Origin of the sequence: Paraburkholderia sp. (assembly GCF_035656215.1) — a bacterium.
GTDB lineage: Bacteria > Pseudomonadota > Gammaproteobacteria > Burkholderiales > Burkholderiaceae > Paraburkholderia.
Genome location: NZ_DASRSY010000203.1, coordinates 1 through 14,741, shown reverse-complemented (window position 1 = coordinate 14,741; position 14,741 = coordinate 1). Strand labels below are relative to the sequence as shown.

At 63.0% G+C, this 14,741-nt stretch carries 13 protein-coding genes; 1 reads left to right on the top strand and 12 read right to left on the bottom strand.

What is annotated here, in order from left to right; all coding sequences use genetic code 11:
* The 11 genes from VFE81_RS11455 to VFE81_RS11405 all read right to left on the bottom strand — a co-directional run.
* The coding region (locus VFE81_RS11455) for a xanthine dehydrogenase family protein molybdopterin-binding subunit (RefSeq protein ID WP_325044705.1) at positions 1 to 1,214 on the bottom strand (1,214 nt) is incomplete at its 3' end.
* A gap of 10 nt (positions 1,215 to 1,224) precedes the next feature.
* Positions 1,225 to 1,743, bottom strand: coding sequence for a (2Fe-2S)-binding protein (locus tag VFE81_RS11450; protein ID WP_325044704.1), 519 nt, complete (start codon positions 1,741 to 1,743; stop codon positions 1,225 to 1,227).
* A gap of 293 nt (positions 1,744 to 2,036) precedes the next feature.
* Positions 2,037 to 3,434: an amino acid permease gene (locus VFE81_RS11445; RefSeq protein ID WP_325044703.1), complete on the bottom strand. Its 1,398-nt coding sequence runs from the start codon at positions 3,432 to 3,434 to the stop codon at positions 2,037 to 2,039.
* Positions 3,435 to 3,578: 144 nt separating this feature from the next.
* Positions 3,579 to 4,235: a response regulator transcription factor RqpR gene (rqpR, locus tag VFE81_RS11440; protein WP_325044702.1), complete on the bottom strand. Its 657-nt coding sequence runs from the start codon at positions 4,233 to 4,235 to the stop codon at positions 3,579 to 3,581.
* Positions 4,236 to 4,245: 10 nt separating this feature from the next.
* On the bottom strand, positions 4,246 to 5,082 hold the full coding sequence (locus tag VFE81_RS11435; protein WP_325044701.1) for a sensor histidine kinase: 837 nt from the start codon (positions 5,080 to 5,082) through the stop codon (positions 4,246 to 4,248).
* Between the two features lie 431 nt (positions 5,083 to 5,513).
* Complete coding sequence (locus VFE81_RS11430) at positions 5,514 to 6,284, bottom strand: ferredoxin--NADP reductase (RefSeq protein ID WP_325044700.1); 771 nt, start codon at positions 6,282 to 6,284, stop codon at positions 5,514 to 5,516.
* Positions 6,285 to 7,042: 758 nt separating this feature from the next.
* Positions 7,043 to 8,002 carry an ABC transporter permease gene (locus VFE81_RS11425; protein ID WP_325044699.1) on the bottom strand — a complete coding sequence of 320 codons (960 nt, stop codon included), beginning with the start codon at positions 8,000 to 8,002 and terminating at the stop codon, positions 7,043 to 7,045.
* Positions 8,003 to 8,038: 36 nt separating this feature from the next.
* Entirely contained in the window at positions 8,039 to 9,016 is a 978-nt protein-coding gene (locus tag VFE81_RS11420; protein WP_325044708.1) for an ABC transporter permease, read from the bottom strand.
* Positions 9,017 to 9,056: 40 nt separating this feature from the next.
* On the bottom strand, positions 9,057 to 10,622 hold the full coding sequence (locus VFE81_RS11415; RefSeq protein ID WP_325044707.1) for a sugar ABC transporter ATP-binding protein: 1,566 nt from the start codon (positions 10,620 to 10,622) through the stop codon (positions 9,057 to 9,059).
* 400 nt (positions 10,623 to 11,022) lie between these two features.
* Positions 11,023 to 12,042: an ABC transporter substrate-binding protein gene (locus VFE81_RS11410; RefSeq protein WP_325044698.1), complete on the bottom strand. Its 1,020-nt coding sequence runs from the start codon at positions 12,040 to 12,042 to the stop codon at positions 11,023 to 11,025.
* Between the two features lie 112 nt (positions 12,043 to 12,154).
* The gene (locus tag VFE81_RS11405) at positions 12,155 to 13,207 is read right to left on the bottom strand and encodes a LacI family DNA-binding transcriptional regulator (protein ID WP_325044706.1); all 1,053 of its coding nucleotides are present in this window, start codon (positions 13,205 to 13,207) and stop codon (positions 12,155 to 12,157) included.
* A gap of 340 nt (positions 13,208 to 13,547) precedes the next feature.
* Between VFE81_RS11405 and VFE81_RS11400 the strand changes: the two genes are divergently transcribed.
* Complete coding sequence (locus tag VFE81_RS11400; RefSeq protein ID WP_325044697.1) at positions 13,548 to 14,528, top strand: aldose 1-epimerase; 981 nt, start codon at positions 13,548 to 13,550, stop codon at positions 14,526 to 14,528.
* Positions 14,529 to 14,538: 10 nt separating this feature from the next.
* Here VFE81_RS11400 and VFE81_RS11395 read toward each other — a convergent pair.
* On the bottom strand, positions 14,539 to 14,741 hold a 203-nt coding region (locus VFE81_RS11395), incomplete at its 5' end, for a hypothetical protein (RefSeq protein ID WP_325044696.1).

Here is a 14,741-nt window from a genome sequence, read left to right as displayed (position 1 = left end):
CGGCGGATTTCCGCGGGGTCGAGCTTCATCTCACGTGCAGCTGTTTCGACCAGACGCTCGACCACGTAGGTTGCTTCGGGACGGCCCGCGCCGCGGTAGGCGTCGACAGGGACAGTGTTGGTGAAGACCGCTTTCACCTCTGCGTAGATGGCGGGTGTCGCGTACTGGCCGGCGAGCAGCGTCGCGTACAGGATGGTCGGCACGCTCGACGCGAAGGTCGACAGATACGCGCCCATATTGGCGATCGTATGAATGCGCATCGCGAGGAACTTGCCGTCGGCGTCCATCGCCAGTTCGGCTTTGGTCACGTGATCGCGGCCGTGCGCGTCGGACACGAAGGCTTCCGAGCGCTCGGCGGTCCATTTGATCGGACGGCGAATCTTTTTCGATGCCCACGTCAGCGCGACATCTTCGGCGTACAGGAAAATCTTCGATCCGAAGCCGCCGCCGACATCCGGTGCGATGACGCGCAATTTCGATTCCGGCAGTGACAGCACGAACGCGGCCATCAGCAGGCGCTCCACGTGCGGATTCTGATTCGCGACATAGAGTGTGTAGCTTTCGTCCTGCACCGAGTAGCTCGCGTTGACCGCGCGCGGTTCGATCGCGTTCGGAATCAGCCGGTTGTTGACGATGTCGAGCGTAGTGACGTGCGCGGCTTTGGCGAAGGCGGCGTCGGTCGCGGCTTTGTCGCCGTGGCCCCAGTTGTAGCAGACGTTGTCCGGCACTTCGTCATGCACCGCGGCCTGGCCCGGATCGGACGCGTGCGCGGTGTCGACCACGGCCGGCAGCACGTCGTAATCGACCTCGATCAGCTCGGCCGCGTCTTTCGCGGCCTTGATCGAGTCGGCGATCACGAGCGCGACCTGATCGCCGACGTGGCGCACCTTCGTGTGCGCGATGATCGGATGCGGCGGCTCGTTCATCGGCTTGCCGTCGGTGCTGTGGATCAGCCAGCCGCACGGCAGGCCGCCGACGTTGTCAGCGGCCATGTCCGCACCGGTGAAGATCGCGACGACGCCGGGCGACTGTTTGGCCGCGGCGGTATCGATGCTGTTGATTTTTGCGTGCGCGTGCGGTGAGCGCAGGAACACCGCGTAGGTTTGCTGCGGCAGGACGATGTCGTCGGTGTACTGACCGTTGCCCGTGAGGAACCGATAGTCTTCCTTACGTTCGACGGAGGCGCCGATGAGGTGGGTGTCGGGTGCGTTCATCGTCGTCTCCTCAGGCGGTGGCTTGGGCGGTGGCCGGCGCATTGGCTTGGGCCGTGCCGGAGGACTTCATGCCTTCGGCGCCTTCTAGCACTGCTTTGACGATGTTGTGATATCCCGTACAGCGGCACAGATTGCCGTCGAGCTGGGCGCGCACGTCGTCGCCGGTGAGATTGGGCTGACGCTCGACGAGCGAGACCGCACTCATCACCATGCCGGGCGTACAGAAACCGCACTGCAGACCGTGGCAGTGTTTGAAGGCGGCTTGCATTGGGTGCAGGACGCCGTCTTTGACGAGCCCTTCGATGGTGGTGATGTCCGCGCCTTCGGCCTGAACCGCGAGAATGTTGCAGGATTTGATTGCGCGGCCGTTCAGATGGACCGTGCACGCGCCGCACTGAGCGGTGTCGCAGCCGATGTGCGTTCCCGTGAGGCGAAGTTGATCGCGAAGAAACTGGACAAGCAGGGTGCCAGGGTCGATTGAGGCGCTAATGGGCGCGCCGTTCACCGTCAGACTGATGCTGATCGCCATGAAGTTGTCTCCTTATGGGGTGAGACCGGACCTTTGTTTTTTCCTGCCTTCAGCTGCCTGTCCGTGGGGTCCGATGAGGGTGCTGCGGTTTTGCGGATTTTTATGGGTCTGCCGAAAAGTAAAGCACAAATTGGGGGGCGGCGCTATGAGGGGAAGTGTGTTGGTTTGTTTGCGCGTAGCGCGGGGGAGGGTGAACAACGGGGGAAAACGGCGGGGGAACAGCGGGGTTTGCAGCGCCGCTGGCCTATAGCCAGACGGCGCCGCACAGACAAAGAATCAGAAAACGAAAACCCTTAGCGTGTGTGCGCCAACTTCGAATGGCGCCGCGAATAGCCAAAGTAAATGACCATCCCAATGAGCAACCAAACCACGAAGGCCACCCAGGTCACGGCCTGAAGATTGACCATCAAAAACAGACAGGAGGCAACGGCGAGAACCGGCAAAACCGGCACGCCAGGGCAGCGAAACGCCCGCGGCAACTCAGGATGCGTCTTCCGCAAAACAAGAACCGCAATCGACACCATCGAAAACGCGGCCAATGTGCCGATATTGATCAGCTCAGCCAGCACATTCAACGGCACCAGCGCACCAATCAACCCGAAGAAAATCCCCACCAGCCACGTTGTAAAGAACGGCGTAGCAAACCGCGGATGCACCTTCGACAGCTTCGCAGGCAACAAGCCATCCCGCGACATAGCGAAGATCACGCGCGTCTGGCCATAAGCCATCACCAGAATCACCGTCAACATGCCCAGCACAGCGCCGAGGTCGATAAAGCCCGCGACCCACTTCTGACCCGCTACCTGCAACGCATACGACACCGGATGCGAGATATTCGCGAACTGCGCCGACGGCACGATACCGGTGACCACAGCGGCCACAGCAACGTACAGCACCGCGCACACGCCTAGCGACGCAATGATCCCAATCGGCAGATCGCGCTTCGGATCCTTCACTTCTTCCGCCGCGGAAGACACCGAATCGAAACCGATGAACGCGAAGAACATCACCGCCGCCGCACCGAATACACCATTCCAGCCGTTCGGCATGAACGGATGCCAGTTCGCCGGCGTCACGTGGAAAACGCCCACGCCGATCACCAGTAACACCACGGTCACCTTGATCGCCACCATGATGTTGTTGATCCGCGCGGATTCACGCACGCCGAGCGAGAGCAGTGCCGTGATCGCCATCATGACGAGGAAGGCGGGCAGGTTGAACCATGTCTCATGCCCCGGCAAGGCGCCTGGCGCCGCCGTCAGCATAACCGGCAGGCTCACGCCGAAACCCGACAGCAGCGATTGCAGATAGCCCGACCACCCGACCGACACCGCTGACGTGGCCAGCCCATATTCGAGCATCAAGTCCCAGCCGATGATCCACGCGGCCAGTTCGCCAAGCGTGGCGTACGAATACGTATAGATGGATCCCGCGACGGGAATTGTCGACGCGAACTCGGCATAGGCGAGCGCGGCGAACCCGCAGGCAATCGCCGCGATCAGGAACGAGACCATCAGCGCCGGGCCGGCCTGAACGGCGCCCGTGCCGGTCAGCACGAAAATGCCGGTGCCGATAATGGCGCCGACACCGAGGAAAGTCAGATCAAGCGCGCCGAGCGCTTTCTTCAAGCCGGCGTTCTGAGCGCTCGCGGCGATCATGTGCTCGACGCTCTTCTTGCGAAACAGGGACATTGGCGGTGGGTCTCCAGTTGTGCACGCATCTTGCGCGCCGAATGTCGGGGAAACCCTGGATTTTAACGGATGCGTGCCTCTGCACTATTTTGGGAAAGTGTTGCAGGCAACCGCAGGCTGTTCAGCGATCGCAGGACGAGAAGGTCAGCCGGCCATCGCCGGATTCAGATCGACGAGGCGGTTGCTCATCACATAAAAGGTCAGCTCGGCGTTGTTGCGCAGCTTCATTTTCTCGAGCAGTCGCGTGCGGTACACGCTGACCGTTTTCACCGATAACGATAGCGTCATGGCGATATCCGTCAGCCGCTTGCCGGACGCGAGCATGCATAGCGTCTGGTATTCGCGGTCCGAGAGCTTTTCGTGCGGCAATTGTTCGCCGTCGAAGGAAACATAGTCCGCCAGCGCTTCGGCCATGGCCGGGCTGACGTATTTGCGGCCCGCCGCGACCTGCTGGATCGCGCCGATCATCTGCGCGGCGTCGACCGTCTTCGACAGGTAGCCGGCGGCACCGGCCTTCAGCGCGCGCACGGCGTACTGGTCCTCGCGGTACATCGAGAACATCAGTACGGCCACGCGCGGCGCTTTGCGCTTCAGGCGCTTGAGCACTTCGACGCCATTCATGTCGGGCAGCGAAATGTCGAGCAGTACGACGTCGTAGCTGTGTTGGGCGACGGCCTCGAGCGCTTCGGCGCCGCTTTGCGCCTCGGTGACTTCGCGCGCCACGCCGCGGTCGAGCAGCAACTGGCGGACGCCTTGGCGAACCACCGCGTGGTCGTCGGTGAGCAGGATGCGCAGGCTCATGATGGCGTGCTCACGATTGCAGCGCGCGACGCTCGGCGCCCAGTGCGCTTGCCAGCATCGCGTCCCACGCGAAGCGTGCACACACCAGCGTGCCGCGCGGCGCTTTGCCGCCGTCGCCGTGCTGTGAGCCGACTCGCCGGGCGCTGACCCGCAGCGTGCCGTCGAAGGCGGCGCAGCGCGCCTGCATGCCGCTCAGGCCGAAGTGGCCGCGACGGCTGCGGGCGTTGCGCGTCACACCGATGCCGTCGTCACTGATGATCAGCGTCAGGTGACGGCGGCCGGTTTCGATCCGCACATCGGCGGATTCGGCGCGTGCGTGCTTGGCAATATTGTTCAGTGCTTCCTGGGCGACCCGGAACACGGCCAGCGCGGCGCCGGTGGGCAGACGCGTGAGCCGCACGTCGGCGGCGCAGACGAAACTCGTGCGCAGGTTCGTGCGTGCGGCGAAATCGCCGGTCCATTGCGCCAGCGCCCCGACAATGCCCGCCTCGAGCGACGGCGCATGCAGTTCCGCGACGGCCTGGCGGCTGGCGGCGCACACGGCGTCGAGCGAACGATTCGCGACGGCGAGCGCGGCGGCACACTGGTGCGGCGCATCGGCAGGCAGCCAGGTTTCGACGCCGGCAAGGGCGAAGCGCGTCGCGGTGAGTTCGGCGCCCACACCGTCGTGCAGTTCGCGCGCCACATGGCGGCAGGCAGCTTCCTGCGCCTGAACGAGCTCAGCTGACAGTTCGCGCACGCGGGCACGCAGCTGCGCGAGTTCACGCTCAGCAGCGGATTGCGGCGTGGCGTGTGCAAGCGAAAGCGGAATGTGGGTGCTGAACGGGACGACAGTCGACGTATCCATGACTTTCCCTCTCAGGAAGCAGTGTGGACGGCGAAACGGAGGCGCATCGGCGGCGCGAAGACAAAAGAACGCATGCGAGTCTCTGGCCCCAGTGATGTCCGTTACGCGTTGTGCGCGACGGACAAATCGCTACGGCGCGGCGTAACGAAATTTACATTCTGTAACATTCATATCGTACCGCGGCTGACATGTGAACCGACCGATCTTGCGCCGCGATGATATCTCAAAAAAAGAAAAAATGCAGGCGCACCAAGGGTTAGCGCCTATATTTCACGCAATGGTTAATGTTTGGTAATGCCGCGGTTGTAGGAAGAATGCTGACACCAAATGTTAAGCCGGTGGCGCCAATTTGTAACTGAGCAACAAAAAAGGAGCCCGAAGGCTCCTTTTTGCTGGGTACACGGCGTTAGCCGCTAAATCTGAGCGTGCGCTTAGCCCACGAAGGCCTTTTCGACCACGTAGTGACCCGGCGCGTTGTTGCTGCCTTCCTGGAAGCCCAGGTCGTCGAGCAGCTTGCGGGTGTCGCGCAGCATGTGCGGGCTGCCGCACAGCATCACGCGGTCGTCTTCAAGCGAGAAGCCCGGCACGTCGAGGTCGGCGAACAGCTTTTCGGTTTCGATCAGTTCAGTGATGCGGCCGCGGTTCTGGAACGCTTCGCGTGTCACCGTCGGGTAGTACAGCAGCTTTTCCTGCACCAGTTCGCCCAGATGTTCGTGCGCCGGCAGGTGATCCGTGATGTATTCCTTGTACGCCAGCTCGTCGACGAAACGGCAGGTGTGCGTCAGGACCACGCGCTCGTAACGGTCGTAAATGTCCGGATCTTTGATGATCGACATGAACGGCGCGAGGCCCGTGCCGGTGGACAGCAGCCAAAGTGTCTTGCCCGGCAGCAGGTTGTCGGCCATCAGCGTGCCGACCGGCTTCTTGCCGATCAGGACTTCGTCGCCGACCTTCAGGTGCTGCAAGCGCGACGTGAGCGGGCCGTCCTGCACCTTGATGCTCAGGAATTCGAGGTGCTCTTCGTAGTTCGCGCTCGCGAGGCTGTAGGCGCGGATCAGCGGCTTGCCTTCGACCTCGAGGCCCACCATCGTGAACTGGCCGTTTTCGAAACGGAACGACGGATCGCGCGTGCAGGTGAAGCTGAAAAGCGTATCGGTCCAGTGATGGACGCTCAGGACTGTTTGTGAATTCAGGTTGCTCATGGCTTCTTGGATAGTGCGAAAACAAAGGCGGCCAGTCGTTTTAGCCGGCCGGCACGGCAAGGGCGATGCTGCGCTAACCCGAAGTCGGGAATCACGCGCAATCCGCTATTTTACCGCGCCCGCTGCCTGAGGGCTGCGGCGCGGCGGTTGAGCGTGGTGAAGCGGGTTACCGGACCTGGGAAGCGTCGGCGCCGACGGTTATTACGATCGGCACCGCGAAGTACGTTGGCATGGCTGCAGCCGCGCTTCAGCAAGGGTACGGCGATGGGCGAAAAGCGCGCAGGGCGGCTGCCATCGGCTGTCCGGCATGCGCCGGATAGGCGCGCCGCGCGGGCAACATTTTCAGGATGATACCGAAACCCGCCGTGCGCCGCAGCATTGACCCTGCTGATAAAACTGGCAAAAGCAATGCGATCGGGGCGAAAGGTGAAGGAGGCACAGTAGTGGGGAGGGATGTGCTGCCGCCTTTTTCAGCGCTTGTTTGTCGCACGGGGTTGGTACACAAACCGTGATCGGCGGACCCGGGAGCCGCCGGAATCCCCGTCTGTGTAAGGGGATGAACCCATCACATCGCAATTACTCCAGGTGACGCCGGGGCGAGGCGGCTATCACCCTGTCCGCCGGAATTCCCTGCTACGCAAAGCCGGTCGCGCGTTGCGTTCTGAGAACACCGGGGTAATCAGCGAAAGGCGGCGATTGGCCGGTTCGTCGGTATGTCCGGCCGCAGTCGGCTCGCCTGCTCGCAGTCTCATTGCGAATTACGCTGCAGCAGCGATGCGTTTCTTGCCGCGCTGCTTCAACACTCTCGCCTGCAGCACGATCACCAGCAGCAGGAACACGCCGCGAATCACCGATTGCCAGTACGCCGAGAGGCTAATGAATCCCAGGCCGTTTTCGAAGTTCAGCAGGTTGAACACCAGTCCGAGCAGCAGCACGCCGGCAATCGTCATCGCAATCGAGCCTTCGCCGCCGGTGAGCAAGGTGCCCCCGAGCACCACCGCCGAAATCGCGAACAATTCCCAGCCGACGCCTTCGTTCGGTTGACCTGCGCCGAACTGCGCGGCCAGGATCACCCCTGCCATGCCGGCGAGCAGGCCGCTCACCGCATAAGCCATCACCAGCGTGCGATCGACGTTCAAGCCCATCAGTCGCGCCGCTTCCTCGCTGCCCCCGATGGCCAGCGAATGCCGCCCGAAGCGCGTGCTGCGCAACGCGAGCCAGCCGGCCACGGCGGCGACCACCGCCACGATGCCAGGGATCGGCAGGCCGAACAGATCGCCTTGACCGAAGTTGCCGAAGTTCGAGTCGGCGGCAATCGACACCGCATCGTTCTTGCCGAGCAGCAGGGCAACGCCGTGTGCGCCGAGGCTGGTCGCGAGCGTCACGATGAAGGGCAGGATTTTCAGACGCGTGATGATCAGGCCGTTGAGCACGCCGACGGCCGTGCCCGCCGCGCACCCGGCGACGACGGCCACCCAGCCGCCATACACGCTGGTCAACGCAGCGACGACGCTCGCCAGGGCGGCGACCGTGCCCACCGATAAGTCGATCCCGCCCGTGATGATCACGAAGGCCATGCCGATCGAGATCAGCGCGAACATCGAGTTGTAGCGCCAGAACGAGGTGATGTTGTAGGCCGAGCCGAAATGGTCGTAGCGCACGAGGCCGAGCACGATGAGCGCGACCAGTGCAACGAGGATAGGAAGATTCTTTTTCATCGCATCGAGTCCGGGAGTGTTCCTGGAGCGTTAGGGTTACCGTGAGCGCCGCTGCACATAAACCGCCGCGACGATGATGCCGGCCTTCACCACCAGTGCCGCCGCGTCGGGAATGCCGTGCGCGAGCAGCGTATAGCGCAGCAACTGGATGATCAGCGCGCCGATCAGCGTGCCGCCGATATACGCTTTGCCTCCCGTCAGCGCCGTGCCGCCGACCGCCACTGCGGCGATCGCGTCGAGTTCGACGCCGAGCCCCACCACATTCGCATCCGACGAAGAATTCACCGAGATCGAGATCAGCCCCGCCAGGCCCGCGAGTGCCGCGCACAAGGTGTACGCGATCAGCTTCACGGCGGCTGTCGGCACACCGCACAGATAGGCGGCCTTTTCGTTGCCGCCGGTGATCAGCAGATACTGGCCGAACAGCGTCTTGCGCACGATCCATGCGAACAGCACGACCAGCGCGAGCATCAGCAGCACCTGGAACGGCACGCCGGCGACCTTGCCCAAAGCGATCCACTTCAAGGCGGGTGTGTTGAACGCCTGCAGGCTGCCGTCGGTAACGACCTGGGCGATGCCGCGCCCGGCGATGAACAGCACCAGCGTCGCGACAATCGGCTGGACGGATAGCCTCGTCACCAGCAAGCCGTTGAAGACGCCGCACGCGGCCGCCGCCAGCACCGGCAGCACGAACGCGAGCGCAATGCCGCCCGGCCCTGGAATGTTCAGGAAAAGCATCGGCGCGAGCGCGCCGGAGATCGCCATCGACGCGCCCACCGACAGATCGATGCCGCCCGTTGCCACCACCAGCGTCATGCCGATGCCGACGATCACGATCGTCACCACCTGCGTCATGTTGACGTTGAAGGTTTGCAGCGACCAGAAGTGCGGGGTGAAGATCAGGTTGAAGAGCACCATGGCGAGCAGCACGATGACTTCGCGTTGCATGGCGAGATGACGCCATTTCTTCACCGTCGATGCGGCCGTGGCGCGTGATGTGGCGGCGTCCGGCATAGGAGGCGTGGTTTGGGTGTGCAACGACTCTGTGTGCAACTTAAGCGCCATGACGGTCGCCCTCCAACGCGTCTTCGATATGTGCGGACCGGGCGGCTTCGACCAGTTGCGACTGGCCTTCGCTGCCGTAGGCAATGGCGTCCATGATCGCGGTCTCGCTCATGTCGGCGCCGTTCAGTTCAGCGACGGTGCGGCCGTCGCGGATCACCACCGCGCGGTCGGCCACGGCGGTCAGCTCTTCCAGTTCGGATGCGGACAGCAGCACAGCGAGGCCCGCATCGCGCAGTTCGCGCACGATCTTCGCCACGTCGGCTTTGGCGCCGACATCGATGCCGCGCGTCGGTTCGTCGAGCAGCAGTAACGAAGGCTCCGCGGCGAGCCAGCGGGCGAGCAGGACCTTCTGCTGATTGCCGCCGGACAACTCGCGAATCGGCTGATCGGCCGAACGCAGCTTGATGCCGAGCGAAGCAATGAAACGATCGACGATCGCCTGCTGTTTCTTCACGTCGACCACGCCGTTCTTCGCCAGCGTGCGCAGGCAGACGAGTGTGAGGTTGTCGCGCACCGAGAGTTCGGGGACGATGCCTTCGGCTTTGCGATCCTCGGTGAGGTAAGCGAGGCCACGCGCGATGGCATCCTGCGGCGACTTCAACGACACCGTCTCTCCACCAATCGACAATGAGCCTTGTTCGACAGGATCGGCGCCGAACATCAGGCGCATGGTTTCGGTCCGGCCCGAGCCGAGCAGGCCCGCGAGACCGACCGCTTCGCCCGCATGCACTTCGAGCGACACGTCGCTTACTTTCGGATGCGCGCTCAAGTGGGACGCGGCGATCGCCAGCTTGCCGCGCCGCGCCAGATTCGCTTCGCGTGCAGTGGCGTCGTCCTGCACGACGGCGGCAAGCGTGCGGCCGAGCATCGTCGTGACGAGTTGCAGTTTGTCCATCTCCGCCATGGTGCTTTGCGCGACCGTCTGGCCGTCGCGCATCACGGTGACGCGGTCGCATAGCGCATACAGTTCGTCGAGGCGGTGCGAGACGAAAATCACCGCACGGCCGTCGTCGCGCAGTTTGCGCACGACGGTGAAGAGCAGTTCCACTTCGCGTTCATCGAGCGACGAGGTGGACTCGTCCATGATGACCATCTTCGCGTCCGACGAGACGGCGCGCGCGAGCGCCACCATCTGCTGGATCGCGGTCGAATAGCGGTTGACCGGCTTCTTCACATCGATCTGCAAACCGAACGATTCGAGCAGCGCGGCGGCGCGTTGCTGCACCGCGCGCCAGTCGATCAGGCCGAAGCGGCGTGGCTCGCGGCCGAGGAAAATGTTCTCCGCCACCGAGCGGAACGGTACCAGGTTGATCTCCTGATAGATCGTGCTGATGCCGGCTTCGCGCGCCTGCTTCGGCGTGCGGAAATCGACTTCGCGGCCTTCGAAGCGCACCGTGCCCGAGCCGCGCCTATACGCGCCGGTCAGGATCTTGATCATGGTCGATTTGCCGGCGCCGTTCTGACCGATCAGCGCATGCACTTCGCCGGCGGCCACGCTCAGATTGGCGCTGCGCAATGCGGGTACGCCGCCGAAGCTGATGCCGATGTCCTGCATCTCAAGCAGCGGCGAACGGGTAAGGGGAGAGTGTGGCGTCTCTTTGCCGGATTCCGTCACGGGTGTCCTCCTGATGCGTGTGCTGCTTCATGTGCTGCGTGCGCTGCATGCTTTGCACGTGCGAGCCGCTATGGCCATTCGTTCGGGCTTGATGCAGGCGCGTGTCGAGCCATGGTACGCCGCATAAAAGCGAAGCGACGGTCCGTGTTGCCACGAACGCGTCGCTCCGAACCCTTCCCGTCGCCCGCCCCCCGAGGAGACGGATTCGGGGCGGGGACGTCCTGCGGGCACTGCCCTCGAAGAAGCTTTCTTCGAAGTACGGAGCGCCTGGACACTCCGCTGAAGCACTGCCCTCAAGCTACACAACCGCGTGTACGACGGCGGTGGTCGATCAGATCGATCAATAGCCGTACTGCATGTTCTGCTGCACGTTGCTCTTGTCGTAGAAGCGGTCGGACACCTTGACCCACGTCGGGATCTTTTCGCCCTTCGCATAACGCTGGGCGACGTCGCAGGCGAGCGGGCCGAAGAACGGGCTCGACTGCACGCTCGCGCCGAGTTCGCCGGCAGCGATCGCGTCCATGCCGCCCTTGGTGCCGTCGATCGTGACGATCTGGATGTCCTTGCCCGGTTGCTTGCCGGCCGCCTTGATTGCGGCGATCGCGCCGAGCGCCATTTCATCGTTATGCGCGTAGACGGCGGTCACATCCGGATGCGCCTGCAACAGCGTCTCCATCACCTGACGGCCCTTGTCGCGCGCGAAGTCGCCGCTTTGCGAGGCGATGATCGACATGCCCGGATTCTTCGCGATGACTTCGTCGAAGCCCTTCTTGCGATCGTTCGCCGCGGATGCGCCGGTGGTGCCTTCGAGTTCGATGATCTTCGCCTTGCCGCCGGTCGCCTTGATGAGCCAGTCAGCAGCGCGATGACCCTGATCGATGAAGTCCGAGCCGATGAAGGTGATGTAATCGCGGCCCGCCTTGGCCACCGACTGATCGACATTGCGGTCGACCAGGATCACGGGAATGCCGGCCTTTTTAGCCTGCAGCACGATCGGCGCAAGCGGTTTTTCTTCGCGGGGCGGGAACACCAGCAGATCGACATGCTGCGCGATCATGTTCTGGATGTCCGATACCTGCTTGGAATTCGAGCTGTTGGCGTCGGTCATGACCAACTGCCAGCCACACTTCGCGGCGATGTCCTTGAAGCTCTTGGTTTCCGCGAGACGCCACGGATTGTTGCTCTCGGTCTGCGCGAAGCCGACCTTCAGCGGAGTTTTGCTGGGCAATTTCGGCAGCGCGTCGTCGGCGTGCGCCGTGGCGACGCCGAAACCGATGGCCAGAGCCAGCAGCGAACCTGCCAGCGGACGAATCTGCTGCTTGCGCACGTGCTTGCGCGACTGCGTGTTGAGCGACGCCATTGTCTTCCTCCAGTACCGGGTGAGGTGTATTTGCTTTTTAGTGTTTCTCCTGCCGGCCGAGTTGCTCACTCTGACCGGACGTGCCGATTATTCCATCGAGAATTATTATCGGTCAATCACTAATAATATTAATTATTGGCTTTTCTGCCTCGGTAATTACCCTGACCGAGCTGCGTTCGACGAGCGGACCGTCGAGTTTTACCAGCCGATGTCGCACTGGCGCGCCGGCTGCGCGGTTGTGTTCGTCCTGCAGCAAGGTCTCGACGGCCCAGCGTCCCAGTTCGTAGTTCGGCAGCACCACCGTCGACAGCGGCGGATGCGTGTGGCGGGCAATTTCCTGGTCGTCGTAGCCGAGCACGGAAACGTCTTCGGGCACGCGCAGGCCAAGTTGCTTCAGTGCCTCGATCGCGCCGAGCGCGGTCAGGTCGTTGGCGCAGAAAATGGCGGTCGGCGGATGCGCCTCACGCATCAGGGAGAGCGTCATTTCGAAGCCGACCCCTGAGCTCCAGTCGCCGTCGCGCACCAGTTCCGGCGCGTACGGCAGGTCGGCGGTGGCAAGCGCGGTGCGATAGCCCTTGAGGCGGTCTTTCGAGGCGTCCTGCCAGGGTTCGCCGTTGATATAGCCGATCCGCCGATGCCCCGACTGCAGCAGATAGTCGGTCGCCAGATGGCCGCCCGCGACCTCGGCGGGCACTACGGACGAAAACCCGCCTTCGCTCGTGTAGCAGTTCAGCAGCACGGTGGGCACCTGCGAAAGTGTCGCCGGCAGGGTGACCTTGCGGGTGTACACGGTCGCATAGATCACGCCGAATACGTGTGGATTCGACAGCGTCGCGTCGAGTACCTGCTTTTCGATATCGGCGTTGCCGTGCGTCGAGTAGACGGCGAGCATCTTGCCGCTTGCATAGGCCGCGTCGCGCGCGCCGTCGACATTGACGACCGGGTGCGGACTGGTGGAAATCTCGTCGGCCAGATAGACGATCAGGTTGCGTTCGTCGTTCGAAGCCGAGACCGGCTCGCGTAGCGAAAGCCGGTAGCCGAGGTCGTGCGCGGCCTTCAGCACCTTGTTGCGGGTGGTCTCGGAGAATTTCGCGCCGGTCGCGTTGTTCAGGACCAGCGAGACAGTGGATTGCGACACGCCGGTGAGCTTGGCGATGTCGGTCATGGTCGGACGGCGTTGAGTCGATTTTTTCATTGTGCGGGCCGCGCTGCTGCGGCGCGAGAGCAGGAGCATGCCGGTGGCATTTGTGTGATGCCGACGGTACCACTAATAATATGCGCGCGGCAACGCGCGCTAACCCGCCATTTGGGAGTTTTGATAAGGCATTAGCAGGTTCGTTCGGACAAATTTATTACTAATAATATTGACCGATATCCTTTGGCGTGCGATTCTCGGTCGCGCGGACCATGACGGTTCGCCGGCCGCGCGCTATGCGCGGCATGTCATAGGAGACATTGATGCGCGTTCATGCCGCCATCCGCCTGAGGCCCCGCCTTTTCTGACCATGCGCGACGTTTCCTTGAATTCGATCCAGCCATTCGCAACCGGGCTCACGTGGCTCGACGATCCCGTGATCGCCCCGACGCTTGTCACGCTGACGGCTGGGGCCATGCGAGTCGTGATCGCGCCTGAAGTCGGCGGCGCGCTGGCGGCTTACTACGAATCGACGCGTGAAGGTCCGCTGCACTGGCTGCGGCCGGCCACGCAAGCGGCGTTCGATGAACGCGATCCGCTGCGCATGGCGAGCTTTCCGCTCTTTCCCTACTGCAACCGGATTCGCGACGCGCGCTTCCCGTTCGACGGCGGCACGGTCGATCTGAGCGGCAATGACCTGCGTTTTGCGCACGCGCTGCATGGCAACGCGTGGCGGCATCCGTGGCAGGTGGGGACGCGCACGGAAAGCTCGGTGGAATTGCACTTCGACCACGATCCGGATGCGAGGCAGCCCGGCGACTGGCCGTTCAGTTATCGCGCGCGGCAGCGCATCGAGTTGATCGGCGGCGCACTGCGCATCACGTTGTCCGCGCAGAATCTGGGTGACCGGCCGATGCCCTTTGGCATGGGGCATCACCCGTACTATCCGCGCACTGCGCAGACTCGCGTCTACGCCGACGTGCAAGGTATGTGGCATGCCGACGCCGACGTGTTGCCCACGCATCTCGGCCCGCACCCCGCGGTCGAGGCGCTGCGTCACGGCATGTCGCCGGACGCGTTCGAGCTCGACAACAACTTCGCCAACTGGTCGCGCGAGGCGACGATTGCGTGGCCCGACGAACACCGTCAACTGACGATGACCGCCGATGCGCCCTTCGATCACATGGTGGTATTCGCGCCAGCCAACGATCCGCAGCTGTGTGTGGAGCCGGTGACCAACACCACCGATTGCTTCAACACGGTCGGCATGCAGGAACAGGTGGGCGGCTGCGTGCTGCAGCCGGGCGAGGAGATCGCGGCGACGCTGAACTGGACGCCACGAAGAGGCTAATGCGCGGTTGTCAGCCCCGCCCTTGTGCCTTCACGTTTGCGACTGGCAAAAGAAAAAGGGCGGCCATGCCGCCCTCAGACTGCTGACAAAGTACCCCCGAAGCCTGGCCATGCGCCGGGCTTTGTCGTTTAATGAGCGTCATGCTCAAGAAACCGACGCCCATGCAGCACGAACTCGAGATGGTCACGCTCGAGGAGCTCGTGCCGAAGGATC